This window comes from Nocardioides sp. Bht2, from assembly GCF_047308515.1.
GTDB lineage: Bacteria > Actinomycetota > Actinomycetes > Propionibacteriales > Nocardioidaceae > Nocardioides.
The window spans coordinates 77,681-93,694 of record NZ_JBLBWI010000004.1; the positions used below are offsets into that span (position 1 = coordinate 77,681).

General features: G+C 68.7%; 15 protein-coding genes. 11 read left to right on the forward strand and 4 right to left on the reverse strand.

The features are described 5' to 3' along the window. Window positions 1-63: 63 nt before the first annotated feature. Both trxA and ACLM5J_RS08105 read left to right on the forward strand, forming a co-directional pair. Window positions 64-432, forward strand: a complete 369-nt coding sequence (gene trxA, locus ACLM5J_RS08100) for a thioredoxin (RefSeq protein WP_413655722.1) — start codon at window positions 64-66, stop codon at window positions 430-432. Window positions 433-437: 5 nt separating this feature from the next. Continuing rightward, window positions 438-1,181, forward strand: a complete 744-nt coding sequence (locus ACLM5J_RS08105) for an SDR family NAD(P)-dependent oxidoreductase (RefSeq protein ID WP_413655724.1) — start codon at window positions 438-440, stop codon at window positions 1,179-1,181. Window positions 1,182-1,270: 89 nt separating this feature from the next. Here ACLM5J_RS08105 and ACLM5J_RS08110 read toward each other — a convergent pair whose 3' ends face one another. Then, on the reverse strand, window positions 1,271-1,873 hold the full coding sequence (locus tag ACLM5J_RS08110) for a YceI family protein (protein WP_413655726.1): 603 nt from the start codon (window positions 1,871-1,873) through the stop codon (window positions 1,271-1,273). Between the two features lie 281 nt (window positions 1,874-2,154). Between ACLM5J_RS08110 and ACLM5J_RS08115 the strand changes: the two genes are divergently transcribed. Continuing rightward, window positions 2,155-3,108: an alpha/beta hydrolase gene (locus tag ACLM5J_RS08115; protein WP_413655728.1), complete on the forward strand. Its 954-nt coding sequence runs from the start codon at window positions 2,155-2,157 to the stop codon at window positions 3,106-3,108. Window positions 3,109-3,187: 79 nt separating this feature from the next. Further along, window positions 3,188-4,996 carry a DEAD/DEAH box helicase gene (locus ACLM5J_RS08120; protein ID WP_413655730.1) on the forward strand — a complete coding sequence of 603 codons (1,809 nt, stop codon included), beginning with the start codon at window positions 3,188-3,190 and terminating at the stop codon, window positions 4,994-4,996. A 98-nt stretch (window positions 4,997-5,094) separates the two neighbouring features. On the opposite strand, the gene ACLM5J_RS08125 is transcribed toward ACLM5J_RS08120, so the two are convergent. Then, window positions 5,095-6,762, reverse strand: a complete 1,668-nt coding sequence (locus tag ACLM5J_RS08125; RefSeq protein WP_413655732.1) for an FAD-binding dehydrogenase — start codon at window positions 6,760-6,762, stop codon at window positions 5,095-5,097. A gap of 137 nt (window positions 6,763-6,899) precedes the next feature. Between ACLM5J_RS08125 and ACLM5J_RS08130 the strand changes: the two genes are divergently transcribed. Beyond that, window positions 6,900-7,697 carry an SGNH/GDSL hydrolase family protein gene (locus ACLM5J_RS08130; protein WP_413655734.1) on the forward strand — a complete coding sequence of 266 codons (798 nt, stop codon included), beginning with the start codon at window positions 6,900-6,902 and terminating at the stop codon, window positions 7,695-7,697. Between the two features lie 11 nt (window positions 7,698-7,708). Here ACLM5J_RS08130 and ACLM5J_RS08135 read toward each other — a convergent pair whose 3' ends face one another. Further along, window positions 7,709-8,611, reverse strand: coding sequence for a hypothetical protein (locus ACLM5J_RS08135; protein ID WP_413655736.1), 903 nt, complete (start codon window positions 8,609-8,611; stop codon window positions 7,709-7,711). Between the two features lie 124 nt (window positions 8,612-8,735). Here ACLM5J_RS08135 and ACLM5J_RS08140 point away from each other — a divergent pair, with 124 nt between their 5' ends. Together ACLM5J_RS08140 and ACLM5J_RS08145 are read left to right on the forward strand one after the other, a co-directional pair. Next, on the forward strand, window positions 8,736-9,470 hold the full coding sequence (locus ACLM5J_RS08140; protein ID WP_413655738.1) for an AzlC family ABC transporter permease: 735 nt from the start codon (window positions 8,736-8,738) through the stop codon (window positions 9,468-9,470). Further along, window positions 9,467-9,784, forward strand: a complete 318-nt coding sequence (locus ACLM5J_RS08145) for an AzlD domain-containing protein (RefSeq protein WP_413655740.1) — start codon at window positions 9,467-9,469, stop codon at window positions 9,782-9,784. Before ACLM5J_RS08140 ends, ACLM5J_RS08145 begins: the two co-directional genes overlap by 4 nt. 43 nt (window positions 9,785-9,827) lie before the next feature. Here the strand turns inward: ACLM5J_RS08145 and ACLM5J_RS08150 are convergent, their stop codons facing one another. Beyond that, entirely contained in the window at window positions 9,828-10,910 is a 1,083-nt protein-coding gene (locus ACLM5J_RS08150) for an endonuclease/exonuclease/phosphatase family protein (protein WP_413655742.1), read from the reverse strand. 102 nt (window positions 10,911-11,012) lie between these two features. On the opposite strand from ACLM5J_RS08150, the gene ACLM5J_RS08155 reads away from it, so the two are divergent. Genes ACLM5J_RS08155 through ACLM5J_RS08170 form a run of 4 tightly spaced genes read left to right on the forward strand, consistent with a single transcriptional unit; the run spans window position 11,013 to window position 15,920 of the window. After that, window positions 11,013-12,389 carry an NAD-dependent succinate-semialdehyde dehydrogenase gene (locus ACLM5J_RS08155; protein ID WP_413655744.1) on the forward strand — a complete coding sequence of 459 codons (1,377 nt, stop codon included), beginning with the start codon at window positions 11,013-11,015 and terminating at the stop codon, window positions 12,387-12,389. A gap of 2 nt (window positions 12,390-12,391) precedes the next feature. After that, the gene (locus ACLM5J_RS08160; protein WP_413655746.1) at window positions 12,392-13,444 is read left to right on the forward strand and encodes a DNA adenine methylase; all 1,053 of its coding nucleotides are present in this window, start codon (window positions 12,392-12,394) and stop codon (window positions 13,442-13,444) included. Window positions 13,445-13,467: 23 nt separating this feature from the next. Continuing rightward, the gene (zwf, locus tag ACLM5J_RS08165) at window positions 13,468-14,919 is read left to right on the forward strand and encodes a glucose-6-phosphate dehydrogenase (RefSeq protein WP_413655748.1); all 1,452 of its coding nucleotides are present in this window, start codon (window positions 13,468-13,470) and stop codon (window positions 14,917-14,919) included. A gap of 26 nt (window positions 14,920-14,945) precedes the next feature. Continuing rightward, entirely contained in the window at window positions 14,946-15,920 is a 975-nt protein-coding gene (locus tag ACLM5J_RS08170; RefSeq protein WP_413655750.1) for a DUF2332 domain-containing protein, read from the forward strand. The last annotated feature ends 94 nt before the right edge of the window (window positions 15,921-16,014 follow it).

The window sequence follows — 16,014 nt, forward strand, 5'->3', positions numbered from 1 at the left end:
TCCCTCAGCTGTGGGTTGGCGGAGTGCGACGTCTCGGCATGGGCCGCCGCGTAGTGTGGCGGCATGGGAGCGATCGAACTCACCGCAAGCAACTTCGAGCAGACCATCTCCGGCAACGAGATGGTGCTGGTGGATTTCTGGGCCTCCTGGTGCGGCCCGTGCCGCCAGTTCGCGCCGATCTACGAGGCGGCTGCCGAGCAGCACGGTGACATCGTCTTCGGCAGCATCAACACCGAGGTCGAGCAGCAGCTCAGCGCTGCCGCGCAGATCAGCTCGATCCCGACGCTGATGGCCTTCAAGCAGGGCCAGTTGGTCTTCAACCAGGCCGGCGCGCTGCCGGCACCGGCTCTGGAAGAGCTGGTCACCGCGCTCCGCGGTCTCGACCTTGCTGCGGTAGCCGAGGCACCAGCGGGCAACGAGCAGGCCGAGTAACCGCGGTGGCGCCACTGACTCTGGTGACCGGTGGCACCCGCGGGATCGGGGCTGCGGTCGCGCAGCGGCTCGCGGCCGAGGGTCACGACCTGGTTCTGGCCTACCGCAACGACGACGTGGCCGCCGAGCGCACGCTTGCCGAGCTGCGGGCGACCGGGGTGGAGGCGACCGCCGAGCGTGTCGACCTCACCCGGTCCGAGGAGATCGACGCCCTTTTCGCCGCGATCGCCGTCCGCGGGCAGCTGACCGGCGTGGTGAACAACGCCGGCGCCACCTACGAGTTCGCCGCGCTCACCGCCACCCCGATCGCTTCGATCGAGCGGACCATCGCGATAAACCTGACGGCGCCGCTGCTGGTCGCGCGCTGTGCGGTCCGGGCGATGAGCACCGAGTTCGGTGGCCCGGGTGGCGTGATCGTCAACATCTCCTCGGGCGCGGCCACGATCGGTTCGCCCGGTGAGTACGTGCACTATGCGGCGGCCAAGGCGGGTCTGGACACGATGACCCGGGGGCTGGGGTTGGAGGTCGCGGCGCAGGGGATCCGGGTCGTCGGTGTGGCGCCCGGCCTGATCGCGACCGACCTGCACGCCACCACCGGTGACCCGGAGCGGGTGGAGCGGATGGCGCCGCAGATCCCGTTGGGACGTGCCGGGGCGCCGTCTGAGATCGCGGACGCAGTCGCCTGGTTGATGAGCGACCAAGCGGGCTACGTCACCGCAACGACCCTGCGGGTGGCCGGCGGACGTTGACCGCCCTCGGCAGCTGGAGATGACCGAACCCCGACGTCTGGGGCGACGCCGGGGTTCGGACGGGTGCGGGTGGTTCTGCCCGCGCAGGCTCAGGCGTTCTTGATCGCCGAGATGTCGAACTTGAGCTTGACCTTCTCCGAGACGAGCACGCCGCCGGTCTCCAGCGCGGCGTTCCAGGTCAGGTTCCAGTCCTTGCGGTTGACGGCAACCTCGCCCTCGAAGCCGATGCGGGTGTTGCCGAACGGGTCCTGGGCCGAGCCGGTGAACTCGAAGGGCACGGTGACGGGCTTGGTGACGTCCTTGATGGTCAGGTCGCCGGTGATCAGCCAGTCGTCGCCGTCGGCCTCGACGGAGGTCGAGCGGAAGCTGATGGCCGGGTACTTCTCCACGTCGAAGAAGTCAGCCGAAGCGAGGTGGCCGTCGCGGTCGGCGGTGCCGGTGTCCACGGAGTTGACGGCGATGGTCAGCTCGACCGAGGAGTTGGCCGGGGTGGCGGCGTCGACGGTGGCGGCGCCCTGGAACTCCTTGAACGCGCCGCGGACGGTGGTCACCATCGCGTGGCGGGCCTGGAAGCCGATGTAGGTGTGCGACGGGTCGATGGTGTAGCTGCCCGAGATGTCGGCGAGTGCGGCGGTGCCGGCCTCGAAGGTGGGCTCGACGGTCTCGGTGCTCTTGCGCTTGAAGATGCTCATGGGGGTATCGCTTTCGATCGTGGGTGGCGGTTCGTCGTGCTTCGTTTAATCTTCAACTAACACGTTCCGGGAATGATTCCGCCACCCTTCGTGACATGGGTCACATCGTCGACCGTCCGGTGAAGCGCGAGCACAGGAGGCGGCGGAAGACCAGGGCAGCGGGCCAGATTGAAGGAAGAACGGGACGGTTGATGGCAAACCGATGGTTAAATACTTAATATTGGGTGACCCAGAGCACATCTGGTCTAGGCTCCGGGGACCGTTCTGATGGAGGGGGAGCCATGCAGATCCACCACGGCACCAGTGCGCGTTCGCTGGTCGTGCGCACGTTCGCCCGCACGTTCATCAAGCCGACCTTCACCTACTTCCCCAGCTCCGGCCCGCTCGCGCACGGGCTCAACGCTCTGGAGTTGGGCGCCCGAGTGATCCCCCGGGACCGTCGGGTCCGGGTCGAGCCGGTCTTCGGGGAGGGGTGGGCGGCGGAGCTCGTCACCCCGCGCGACGGTGCCGGCGACGGCGCCATCGTCTACTTCCACGGCGGCGCCTTCCTCTTCTGTGGCCTCGCCACGCACCGCCGGATCGTCGAGCGCCTCGCGCTCCGTACCGGCCTCCCCGTCCTCTCGGTCGCCTACCGACAGAGTCCCAAGGGCTTGGTCGAGACCAGCATCGCCGACTGCATCGCCGCCACCGATTGGCTGATCGAAGGTGGCGTCAGTCCCGAACGGATCGTGGTGGCCGGTGACTCCGCCGGTGGGCACCTCTCCTTCCAGGTCGCCATCGAAGCCACCCAGCGCGGCGTCCCGCTGGCCGGCGTCGTCGGCCTCTCGCCGTGGCTCGACTTCGACAACTCGGTGCGCCGGGCTCACCCGAACGCCCGCCGCGACCACTACATCCCGGCTGCCCGACTCGGCCGGATCGCTCGGCAGGTCACCGGCCGCGCGATCCTGGAGCCGGGGTTGTCCCCGGTCAACCGCGACCTCCGCAACATGCCGCCGTCGTTGATCGTCTGTGCGGCCGACGAGGTCCTGCGCCACGACGCCGAGCTGATGACCGAACGGCTCGAAGCCGCCGGCGTCCCCGTCGACCTGCACATCTGGCACGGACAGATCCACGCCTTCCCGGTGATGGGCGATCTGACGCCGGAGAGCGCGGCCTCCCTAGACGTGATCAGCACTTTCGTGCAGGATCAATTGGGACTGAGCCACCTGCGCGCAGTCACCGATATCGCCGTCTAGTTGTGATCCGAGTCCCAAAGGGCCCGGAAAGGCCTTCGCAGAATCTTCTGTGGAGGTACTGAGGCACTACCGTTGGGGGGTGAGTGACCTGAACGACGCTGAGACCGAAGCCGCCAACGAGACCCCGCAGGGGCCGGTGTTCGCCGACCTTGGGCTGGACGAGAAGGTCCTCAAGGCGATTAAGGCGGTCGGCTACGAGTCGCCGTCGCCGATCCAGGCAGCCACCATTCCGGCCCTGATGGAAGGCCGCGACGTCGTCGGCCTGGCCCAGACCGGAACCGGCAAGACCGCGGCGTTCGCGCTGCCGGTGCTCTCCCGCCTCGAGCGCGGTCAGAAGAGCCCGCAAGCACTGGTCCTCGCGCCCACCCGTGAGCTTGCGCTCCAGGTCGCCGAGGCGTTCGAGAAGTACGCCGCCAACCTCAACGGCGTCTCCGTGCTGCCGGTCTACGGTGGCCAGGGCTACGGCGTCCAGCTCTCCGCGCTGCGCCGCGGCGTCGACATCGTCGTCGGTACTCCCGGTCGGATCATGGACCACCTGGAGAAGGGCACGCTCGACCTCACGCAGCTGCGCTTCCTGGTGCTCGACGAGGCCGACGAGATGCTCAACATGGGCTTCGCCGAGGACGTCGAGACGATCCTCGCGGACACCCCCGACACCAAGCAGGTCGCGCTCTTCTCGGCCACCATGCCGGCCGGTATCCGCCGGATCTCCAAGAAGTACCTGACCGACCCGGTCGAGGTGACGGTCAAGAACAAGACCACCACCAACGCCAACATCACGCAGCGGTACCTGATCGTCAGCTTCCCGCAGAAGATCGACGCGATCACCCGCATCCTCGAGGTCGAGAACTTCGAGGCGATGATCATCTTCGCCCGCACCAAGTCGGCCACCGAAGAGCTCGCCGAGAAGCTGCGCGCCCGCGGCTTCTCCGCGCAGGCGATCAACGGTGACGTCGCCCAGGTGCAGCGTGAGCGCACGGTCAACCAGCTGAAGGCCGGCAAGCTCGACATCCTGGTCGCCACCGACGTCGCGGCCCGTGGTCTCGACGTCGAGCGGATCAGCCACGTCGTCAACTACGACATCCCCACCGACACCGAGTCCTACGTGCACCGGATCGGCCGTACCGGCCGCGCCGGCCGTAGCGGCGACGCGATCTCCTTCATCACCCCGCGCGAGCGCTACCTGCTCAAGGCGATCGAGAAGGCGACCCGCCAGCAGCTCACCCAGATGAGTCTGCCGACCGTCGACGACATCAACTCCACCCGCCTGAGCCGCTTCGACGACGCGATCACCGAGGCGCTCGGCAAGGAGCGGGTCAGCTTCTTCCGCGACGTGGTGAGCCACTACGTCAAGGAGCACGACGTCCCCGAGGTCGACGTCGCCGCTGCGCTGGCGCTGGTCCTCCAGGGCGACGAGCCGATGCTGCTCGACCCGAACGAGCGTCCGGTCCGCCAGGAGAAGTTCCGCGAGGACAGCAAGGACCGTCCGGCCCGCGGCCGCGACGACCGCGGTGGCGACCGTGGCCCGCGTGGTGGCCGCAACAGCAACGTCAACATGATGACGTACAAGCTGCAGGTCGGTAAGCGCCACAAGGTGGAGCCCCGCCAGATCGTCGGCGCGCTCGCCAACGAGGGCAACCTCAGCCGCTCCGACTTCGGCCGGATCGAGATCCGCCCGGACTTCTCCCTGGTCGAGCTGCCCAAGGACCTGCCCGCCGGCACCCTGGAGGCGCTCGCCAACACCCGGATCTCCGGCAAGCTGATCGAGATCCAGCCGGACAACGGCCCGCGCCGGTCCGGTGGAGCCCCGCGCTCCGGCGGCCCGCGCAAGGAGTACGGCGACCGCGGCGGCTACCGCGGCGACAAGAAGCCCTACAACAAGGACTGACCCTCAGCGAGATAGTCCCTGACGAAAAGCCCCTGAAATCGACGATTTCAGGGGCTTTTCGTTCGGCAGCGTCTGGCAAGTGGCGCGAAGCCGCGAGTTCAGCCTCGCGCCAGCGCGAGCCCGGCCGCCCGGCCCGAGAAGATGCAGCCGCCCAGGAAGGTGCCTTCCAGCGCGTTGTACCCGTGGACGCCGCCGCCTCCGAACCCGGCGACCTCACCGGCCGCGTAGAGCCCCGGGAACGGGGTCCCGTCGGCGCGCATCACCTGCGAGTCGAGGTTGGTCTCCAGGCCGCCCAGGGTCTTCCGGGTCAGGATGTTGAGCCGGACCGCGATCAGCGGACCGTTCTCCCGGTCAAGGATCCGGTGCGGTGCGGCGACCCGGATCAGCTTGTCGGTGCGCGAACGCCGGGCATTGGCGATCGCCATCAACTGGATGTCCTTGGAGAACTCGTTGTCGAGCTCCCGGTCGCGGGCGGTGATCTGCCGACGCAGATGCTCGACGTCCAGCTGCGGGCCACGGGCGATCGCGTTCATCCCGGCGACCAGTTCGTCGAGTGAGTCGGCGACCACGAAGTCCTCGCCGTGCTCCTTGAACCTCTCGACCGGCCCGGGCGCCCCCTTGGCGAGCCGCGACTTCAGCATGAACTTGAGGTCCTTGCTGGTGATGTCCGGGTTCTGTTCCGAGCCGGAGAGCGCGAACTCCTTCTCGATGATCTTCTGAGTCAGTACGAACCAGGAGTAGTCGTGGCCGGTCGCCAGGATCTCCTTCATCGTGCCCAGGGTGTCGAAGCCGGGGAAGTTCGGCGATGCGAGCCGGTCGCCGTTGGCGTCGAACCACAGTGACGACGGACCGGGGATGATCCTGATCGCGTGGTCCGGCCAGATCGGGTCCCAGTTGTGGATGCCCTCGGTGTAGGCCCACATCCGGTCGCGGTTCACGATCCGCGCCCCGGCGCCCTCGCTGATCTCCAGCATCCGCCCGTCCACGTGCGCGGGGACGCCGGAGATCAGGTGCTCGGGCGCCGCGCCGAGACGCTCGGTGGGCCAGTTCTGCCTGATCAGCTCGTGGTTGTGGCCGATCCCGCCGCTGGTGACGACGACGGCACCGGCCCGGTGCTCGAAGTCACCGACCACCTCACGCGACGAGGCGACGCCGCGGGCCAGGGCGTCGTCCGTGGCCAGCTCGGAGCCGCGGACGCCGACCGCGCGACCGTCCTCGACGACCAGCTCGTCGACCTGGTGCCGGAACTCGAAGCGGACCTGTCCGGTGGCCTCGCCGCGGAGCACCGGTTCGGCGAAGACCCGGACCACCTCGGGGCCGGTGCCCCAGGTGAGGTGGAAGCGCGGCACGGAGTTGCCGTGGCCGCTGGCCGAGCCGGAGCCACGCTCGGCCCATCCGACGAAGGGGAGCACCTTGAGGCCGAGCTCGCGGAGGTAGTCGCGCTTGGTGTCGGTGGCGAAGCGGACGTAGGCCTCGGCCCACTGCCGTCCCCAGACGTCCTCGTCATCGAGGCGATCGAAGCCGGCGGAACCGAGCCAGTCCTGGAGGGCGAGCTCGTAGGAGTCCTTGATCCCCATCCGGCGCTGCTCGGGCGAGTTGACGAAGAGTAGGCCGCCGAGTGACCAGAAGGCCTGGCCGCCGAGGTTGTTGCGGTTCTCCTGGTCGAGGACCAGGACCCGCTTCCCGGCCTTGACCAGTTCGTGGGTGGCTACCAGTCCGGCCAGACCGGCGCCGACCACGATCACGTCGGGTTCAAACTCGGACATGGGTCCTCCTTCAAGGCGCATGCGCGACGCCGGGTCGTCGGCCGGCGTGTCGACAAGTGAAGGTATCGCGCCAAGTTGCCCGGGAGTAACGTGACCCACGGCACATGTGGGGGCCGTCCTCAAGAGGAGCAACACACGTGAAGAGAATTCTCGGCGTTCTCGCCGCAGGCTTCGGCCTGTTCGTCCTGTCGTTGATCGTCCCGATCGCTCCGGCGCAGGCCGTGCCTCCGGTCTATGTCGCCCTCGGCGACTCCTACTCCTCGGGCACCGGTACCCGCACGTACCTCGCGGACGGGTCCTCGTGCCAACGCTCCAGCTTCGCCTATCCGAGCCTGATCGCCGCCTCGCGTGGCTTCCAACTCGACTTCAAGGCGTGTTCGGGAGCCACCACCGCCTCGGTGAGCGCCAACCAGTTGGGCAGCCTGGGCAGCGGCACCCGGTACGTGACCCTCTCGGTCGGCGGCAACGACGCCGGCTTCGTCTCGGTGATCACCGAGTGCGCGCAACCGGGTTGGGCCAGCAACTGCAACGGCGCGGTGAATACCGCCCAGGCGTTCATCAACAACACTCTGCCCGCCCGGTTGAACTCCCTCTACACCTCGATCCGGAGCAAGGCGCCGAACGCCAAGGTCGTGATCGTCGGCTATCCCCGGCTCTTCATGGGCGAGGACTGCAACGCCGCCACCTTCTTCTCCCCCGCCGAGGAGACGCGGCTCAACGCCACCGCGGACCTGTTGAACGCCAAGCTCAAGGCCGCGGCAACCGCGCGGGGGTTCTCGTTCGCCAATCCGACGTCGTCCTTCACCGGGCACGCGGTCTGCGACAACACGGAGTGGGTCAACGGGCTGTCGTGGCCGATCGCGGAGAGCTACCACCCGAACCGGGCCGGCCACGCGCAAGGGCTCAAGCCGTTGGTCAACGGCCTGCTGAACTGACTCTGCTGGACTCAGCAGGAGAACCGGAGCGCCTCCTCCAGCCGTCGACAGGTGCCCTGCTCCCAGGCGCGGGAACCGAACTTGTCCTGGGTGGAGTCGGTGAAGACCTCGACAGCGCCGTTCCTCCGGACCCGCAGGTAGCGGACGACCGGGTCGCCTTCCACCGTGGTGAAGGTGACGACGGCCTCGGCGGCCCGCCCGTCCTCTAGGGCGTTGCGTAAGCAGTCGGCGTAGCGCAGGGCGGTGCCGTCGAGGAACGGCGGGATGAACTGTTCGCCGCAGGAACGCAACGGCGTCCGGGCGCGCCACGCGAGATAGGCGGGGTCCTTCGGCGAGCCGGTCGGTGCGGCTTCGCGCGGTTGCCAGTGCTCGCTCTCCTTGGTGACCGTAACGTCCGACTGGACCAGGGCGACCTCGCCCTTCTTCGGCACGCAGGTCACGTCCCGCGACGGCGGCGCACCGAAGCCGCCACCCATGGTGAGCTGGTCGCCGGTCTCGGCCACCACGGTGCCGGAGGCGTCCTTGAGCCGGACCGCGCCGTCGGTCCCGATCACTGCGCTGTACCCCGCCGGCCAAAGCGCGTAGGTCATCACGCCGCCCCCTTGGCTGAGCGCTACGCAGTTGTGCCGATCCGCGATCAGGGTGCCGCTGATCAGGGCGTCGTCGCCGGCGTCGCCGGGCCGCCAAGCGTGGGTGGGGAGCGCGACCGCGGTGGCACCGCTCTCCTCGCCGTGGGCGGCGACCTCCGTGCCGCGACTGGGGCTGGGGGACGGCGCGGTGGCGGTCGTCGTCGGGCTGGCGTCGGGCTCGTCGTCAGCCACCAGCCACCAGCCGATCCCGGCGGCCAGGGCGAGGACCAGGGCCAAACCGACGGTCGTAGCGAGCAGTGCGGTGCGCGAGAAGGGACGGCTCACGGTGGCTCCTGGAGGTAGGCGTCGTGGGTTGGACGTCGAGCGAGTGGATTCGGTTGCCGTCTGCGGGCCGGAAGGTCGTGAATACGGATGTGCAGGGAGCACTCCTATCAGGTAGACCTATGACGTGCTGCGCCGACTTCTCGACCGTCTCGGGCCGGCGACCCTGCGAGACCTGTTGTTGGTCAACGCGGCGGTCGGCCTGGTCGGGGTCTCCTACGGGGCGATCACGGTCGGCGCCGGCTTCGAGCTGTGGGTGCCGACCCTGATGTCGATCGTCGTCTTCGGCGGTGCGAGTCAGTTCCTCTTCACCGGTCTGATCGCCGCCGGAGCGAGCCCGATCGCCGCGGTCGCCGCCGGCGCCCTGGTCAATGCGCGGCATCTGCCGTTCGGGTTCGCACTCGCCGACACCGTCAGCAAACGGCCCTGGCTGGGCGGCTACCTGATGATCGACGAGGTGGTCGCGTTCGCGCTCGCGGAGCGTGATCCGATGCGGCGGCGGCTGATCTTCTTCACCTGCGGCGCGATGCTGTGGACCTTCTGGAACGTCGGCGCTCTGCTCGGCGGGCTGCTCGGGCAGGCGATCCCGGACACCGACGCCTGGGGTCTCGATGCCGCCTTCCCGGCAGTGCTGCTCGCACTGGTGGTCCCAGCGCTCCGGCAGGCGCGGATCCGCAACGCCTCGTTGCTGGGGGCGGTCATCGCGCTCGCCCTGACGCCGTTCGTGCCGGCCGGGCTCGCCGTGCTCTGCGCGCTGGCCGCATTGTTGGTGATTCCGCCGCGGACCGGTGCGGCCGGGGAGGCCGACGGCGACGCTGGGGCCGAGCCGGCCCCGGGTACTGAGCCAGGGGGCGACCGATGATCTCCCCGTGGACCCTGATCATCTCGGCTGTCGTGCTGGGCGCCTTCACCTACGCCTTCCGGGTGGCCGGTCCGTTGCTGCACGGCCGGATGGCGCCGAGTGCCGCCGTCCAGCAGTGGATGACGTCGGCAGCGACCGTGCTGCTGGTGGCCCTCTGTGCGACCAGCGCCTTCGCCGACGGCAAGGAGTGGTCCGACCCGGCCCGCCCGATCGCCGTCGCGGTGGCCGGGATCTTCGCCTGGCGCCGCGCGCCGTTCATCGTGGTGGTGCTGGTCGCCGCCGTCACCGCGGCAGGCATCCGGCTGCTGACCTGAGCCCTGGTTGCGACCTCGCGCGCTAGTTGTGCGCCCTCGGGGGCTAGCGGGGGGAGCGCTTGAGCTTCTCGCGGCGCTCGGGGAGCACCGCCTGGGCGACCACGACCGGGTGGTCGGTGGTCCGCACGACGACCGGGCTCCGGTCGGCGACGTAGCCGGTGAAGGAGACCTCGTCGGAGCCGAAGATCCAGTCCACCGGCATCGGCTTCGGCGGCGGCTGGCAGGAGGCACCGGTGCTGCCGCCGTTGGCCGCCTTCATCGCGGTGTTGCCGGTCAGGCCGCAGAAGTAGCCCTCGCGGTCGTTCATGTCGCCGGTGAAGAAGATCGGCAGTTCCTTCTCGGCCAAGGTGTTGGCGAGCGTGATCTGGCGCTGCAGCGCCTCGGCGCGCCATCGCGAGGCGTCGCCGTGGGCGTTGGCGGGGTTATGGAAGTTGGCGACGTAGAACTGCTGTCCGGTGGCCTTGTGCTCCAGCAGCACGACGGGCATCTGCCGGATCTCGCCGGCGAAGTACGGGATCGGGGTGGTCTCGGTGCTGACCGCCTCGTACTCGGAGTTGCGCCAGGCGATCGAGTTCGCGGTCAACCGCTGGTCGACGCCGCCACCGGGGTAGACCGACCAGTTGCTGTGCCGCGCGAGCACCTGCATCTGCGGGGTCTGCAGCTCCTGCAGGCCGACCACACCGACCTGGTGCGAGTCGAGGATCCGCATCGCGTCCGCCATCCGGGCCGGCCCGGACGCCAGACGCGCCTTGTGGCCGCCCTTCTCGGTATGCGAGTGTCCGAGCAGGTTGAAGGAGGAGATGGTGATGGTCGCCTCCTCGACGACCTTCACCTTGGGCTTGGGGCGCAGCGTGATCTGCGGGCCGGTCAGCTTCGGCATCGTGCGACCGGGCTCCTCGCCCTTGGCCGAGGGCTGCGCGGCAGGCGACGGGCTGACCGTCTCCGGCAGCGGCTCGTCGGTCAGATCCACGCCTGGCTGGCTGGTCACCGGGCCCTTGTCGCCGATCGTGGCCGCGTTCTCGGTGGGCTCCTCGCCGCCGACCATCAGGAAGCCCAGGAGCACAACGACGACCGTGATCAGCGCGGCAGGCGCCAAGATCACGACTGAGTCGGGCAGCTTCCTCACGCCGCAGAGGGTACCCCGGCAGCCCAGGGCAGGTGACCGGAGTCAGAAGTCGCCGTCCGTGACGCTCTGTCACTCCTCGGCGCAGCCGATAGATTGGCACCTATGACCGAGACCTTCGACGTGCTCGACCCGGTTGACGGCGCTGTGCTGGGCCAGGTTCCGGACCTGACCGCCGAGGAGGCGCTCACCGCGCTCGACGTTGCGGTCCAGCGCCAGCACTCCTGGGCGACGACGCCGCCCCGGGAACGTGGGGAGATCCTGCGCCGGGCGTTCGAGCTGGTCAGCGAACGGAGTGACGAGTTCGCGGAGACGATCAGCCTGGAGATGGGCAAGCCGCTGGCCGAGGCGCGTGGCGAGGTGGCGTACGGCGCCGAGTTCCTGCGCTGGTTCTCCGAGGAGGCGGTCCGGATCCGCGGCAGCTGGCTGACTGCGCCCGCCGGCGGCTCGCGGTTGCTCACGGTCAAGAAGCCGGTCGGTCCGTGCCTCTTCATCACCCCGTGGAACTTTCCGTTGGCGATGGGCACCCGCAAGATCGGCCCCGCCCTGGCTGCCGGTTGTACGGCGCTGGTGAAGCCGGCCAGCGCGACCCCGCTGACCATGTTCAAACTCGCCGAGGTCTTCGCGGAGGCGGGGTTGCCCGAAGGCGTGCTCCAGGTGGTCACCACCCGGAGCACCGGCGAGGTCACCTCGGCGCTGCTCGCCGATCCGCGACTTCGCAAGATCTCGTTCACCGGCTCGACCGCGGTCGGCAAGGAGCTGGTGCGCGGCTCGGCCGACAACCTGCAGCGGGTCTCGATGGAGTTGGGCGGCAACGCACCGTTCCTGGTCTTCGCCGACGCCGACATCGACGCCGCCGTCGACGGCGCGATGATCGCGAAGATGCGGAACATGGGGGAGGCCTGCACGGCGGCCAACCGGTTCCTGGTGCACGCCGACGTCGCCGAGGAGTTCACCGCCAAGCTTGCCGCCCGGATGGGTGGGCTTCGGGTCGGTCGTGGCCAGGAGGACGGTGTCGACGTCGGACCGCTGATCGACGCGCACGCCGTCGAGTCGGTGCAGCAGTTGGTCGCCGACGCGGTGGCCGGCGGCGCCCGGCTGGTGGTCGGCGGCGAACCGGACGGCAACTTCTTCCCGCCGACCGTGCTGGCCGACGTCGCCCCCGAGGCGCGGGTGGTCCGCGAGGAGATCTTCGGCCCGGTCGCGCCGATCAGCACCTTCCGCACCGAGCAGGAGGCGGTCGACGCCGCGAACAACACCGAGTACGGTCTCTCGGCCTACCTCTGGACCCGCGATCTCGACCGGACCCTGCGCCTGGTCGAGTCGCTCGACTTCGGCATGGTCGGGGTGAACACCGGCCTGGTCTCCAACCCGGCCGCGCCGTTCGGTGGGGTCAAGGCGAGCGGTTTCGGGCGTGAAGGCGGATTCGAGGGGATCGAGGAGTACCTCGATACCACCTATGTCGGGATCAGCGCGCCCTGACGATGATCAAATATCTTGGCTCGAAGCGGACGCTGATCCCGGTCCTCGGGGCGTTGGCCGAAGGCTCCGGGGCCCGGACCGGCCTCGACCTCTTCACCGGCACCACTCGGGTGGCACAGGAGTTCAAGCGCCGCGGACTGGTGGTGACCGCGAACGACGTGGCCACGTACAGCGCGGTCTTCAGCGACTGCTGGATCGCCACCGACAGCGACACCGTGGACCGAGAGCTGCTGCTGGCCGAGGTGGAGCGGCTCAACGCGCTGCCCGGCGAGGCGGGCTACTTCACCGAGACCTTCTGCGAGCAGTCGCGGTTCTTCCAGCCGCAGAACGGCGCGAGGGTCGACGCGATCCGCAACGAGATCGAGCGTGAGCACCGGGGCGGTCCGCTCTACGCGATCCTGTTGACCAGCCTGATCCTGGCCGCCGACCGGGTCGACTCCACGACCGGACTGCAGATGGCGTACCTGAAGGACTGGGCGCCGCGGTCGCACAAGCCGTTGCAACTCAGGGTGCCGGAGCTGTTGCCCGGTGTCGGCCGGACCAGCCACGGCGACGCCGTCGAGATGGTGCGGCAGTTGCCCGCCACTGACCTCGCCTACCTCGACCCGCCCTACAACCAGCATCGGTATTTCACGAACTACCACGTCTGGGAGACGTTGGTGCGGTGGGACGAGCCGGAGTTCTACGGCGTCGCCTGCAAACGGATCGACGCTCGCGCCGACGAGACCCGCAGCGTCTTCAACTCCAAGCCGCGGATGGCGGAGGCGATGGCGGAGCTGATCGGCGAGCTGCGCGCGGAGATGGTGGTGGTCTCCTACAGCGACGAGTCCTGGGTCAGCCCGGACCAGGTCGTCGACTGGCTGCGGGGCGCCGGGCACCAACGGGTGGAGATGCTGGCCTACGACTCGCGGCGCTACGTCGGCGCGAAGATCGGGATCTTCAGCCCGGGGGGCAAGCGGGTGGGCGCGGTCTCGCACGTGCGCAACCAGGAGTACGTCTTCGTGGCCGGTGACGACGATCGGGTTACATCTGCATTGCAGGCGCTGCCCGAGTAAGTCCTGCGTGGCAGGCTGGAGACATGGCAGAGCGACAGGGCAAGCCCGGACCTCCCACCACCGTGGTGCTTTTCGGTGCGAGCGGTGACCTCGCGCAGCGGAAGCTGCTGCCGGGGCTGCTGCACCTGTGGAGAGCCGGGTTGCTGCCCGAACTGCGGGTAGTGGGCACGGCCCTCGAACCTCAGACCCGGGAGTCGTTCGTCGACCTGGCCCGGGTGGCGATCGCGAAGCACAGCGACGACGAGGAGGACAAGCAGGCGTTCGAGGAGTTCGCGACCCGGCTCTTCTGGGCGAACTCGGGTGCCGACGAGTTGATCAGCGTGATCGAGGAGGCCGAGGCGGACTGCGACACCCAGCACACTCGACTGCACTATCTCTCGGTGCCGCCGAAGGCTGCACTCGCCGTGGTCCGACAGTTGCAGGAGGCGGGTCTGGTCGAGGGCAGCCGGATCGTGATGGAGAAGCCTTTCGGTACCGACCTCGCTTCGGCGGTCGCACTGAACGCTTCGCTGCATGAGGTCTTCGCCGAGGAGCAGATCTTCCGGATCGACCACTTCCTGGGTAAGGAGGCGGCGCTCAACATCCTCGCCTTCCGGTTCGCCAACGGGATCTTCGAGCCGATCTGGCACCGCAACAACATCGACCACATCCAGATCGATGTCCCTGAGACCCTCGGCCTGGAGGGCCGTGCCGGGTTCTACGAAGGCACCGGTGCCTACCGCGACATGGTGGTCACCCACCTGTTCCAGGTGCTGGCGTTCACCGCGATGGAACCGCCGACGTCGCTGGACCCGGAGGGGATCAGTACCGAGAAGATGAAGGTCTTCCGGTCGATGCTGCCGATCGAGCCGGCCGATGTGGTCCGCGGCCAGTACGACGGCTACCGGGACGAGCCCGGCGTCGACCCGATGTCGGAGACCGAGACCTTCATCGCGCTGAAGTGCTACATCGACAACTGGCGCTGGGCGGACGTGCCGTTCTACCTGCGGACCGGCAAGCGGTTGGGGGCCGGGCAGCGGATCATCTCGGTCGCCTTCAAGGAGCCGCCGAAGTCGATGTTCCCGCCCGGTTCGGGGATCGGCGCCGACGGGCCCGACCACCTGACCTTCGACCTGGCGGATGCGTCGCGGATGTCGCTGTCGTTCTACGGAAAGCGGCCTGGCCCCGGCTTCGCACTGAACAAACTGTCGATGCAGTTCGCGATGGAGAGCACCGGCTGGTCGGGGGCGAGCCTGGAGGCCTACGAACGGTTGATCCTGGAGGCGGTGAAGGGCAACAAGACACTCTTCAATACCGCCGAAGGCGTGGAGCGACTGTGGGAGATCTCCCAGCCCATGCTGGAGAATCCCACCCCGGTCCGGAGTTACCCGCAGGGTTCGTGGGGGCCGAACCAGATGCACCAGTTGATCGCGCCCTATGCCTGGCGGCTGCCGTTCCAGCGTCCTTGGCGCAACCAGGCCACCTCGGAGCTGTGAGCGGTCGCGCGACGTAGGCTCGGCGTGTGGAACCGTTCCAGCCGGTCGTCGACGCCTACCTGGACTTCGCGCGCCACGCCGTGGACTCGCCGACCTTCGTCGAGTGGTCGTTGGGCGTGGCCGACGACGCCGGGGTGCAGCGGCTGATCGCCGGTCTGCCCCCGATCAAGCAGCAGCCGAACCTGATCTTTGCGGCGGCCCGCTGGCTGGGGGCCGCAGCGCCGGGGCCGTACCAAGGCTTCCGCGACGTTGTGGTGGGCCGTTGGTCGGACGTCGTCGCAGTGGTCTCGACGCGGGCGACGCAGACCAACGAGGTCGGCCGGTTGGCGACACTGGTCCCGGCCTTCGCGACCATCGGTGCGGAGCGGATCGCCCTGCTGGAGGTCGGGTGTTCGGCCGGGTTGTGCCTGCACCCGGACGGTTACCGGTACCGCTGGAGCAGCGCGGACTCGGTGGTGGAGGTCGGCACGGGCCCGGTGCTGGAGTGCCGGGTGAGCGGTGCACCGTCCTTGCCGGAAGTGGTTCCTCAGATCGGTTGGCGCGGCGGGATCGACCTCAACCCGCTCGACGTCAACGACCCCGATCACATTGCCTGGTTGGAGAATCTCATCTTCCCCGAGCACCAGGACCGGCGTGACCGGCTCCGTGTGGCTGTCCAGGTCGCCCGACGCTCACCGGTCGAGGTGGTGCGCGGCAACCTGCTGACCGAGCTGCCGGTGTTGCTCGACCGCGTCCCTTCCGGTCTGACTCCGATCGTCTTCCATACCGCGGTGATCGCCTACCTGGAGCCGGACGACCGGGAGCGGTTCGCGGCGATGATGCGGGAGTTGGTCCGCGCCGGGGCCTGCCACTGGGTGAGCAACGAAGGCGCCAACGTGCTGCCCGCCGTCACCGCGTCGACGGGTGGCGTCGAGGTGGGCAACCGGTTCGTGCTCGGCGTCGACGGCCGAGCCGTCGGCCTCACCCAGAGCCACGGCCGGGCGCTGGAATGGCTGGTCTGAGCAGCATCGGATCGGCGCGAGCTCAGCTCACCCCCTCCGACTACGCGGAATCACTACCCCTAAATGGTGCATCTGGGCTATCGACACTCCTAGG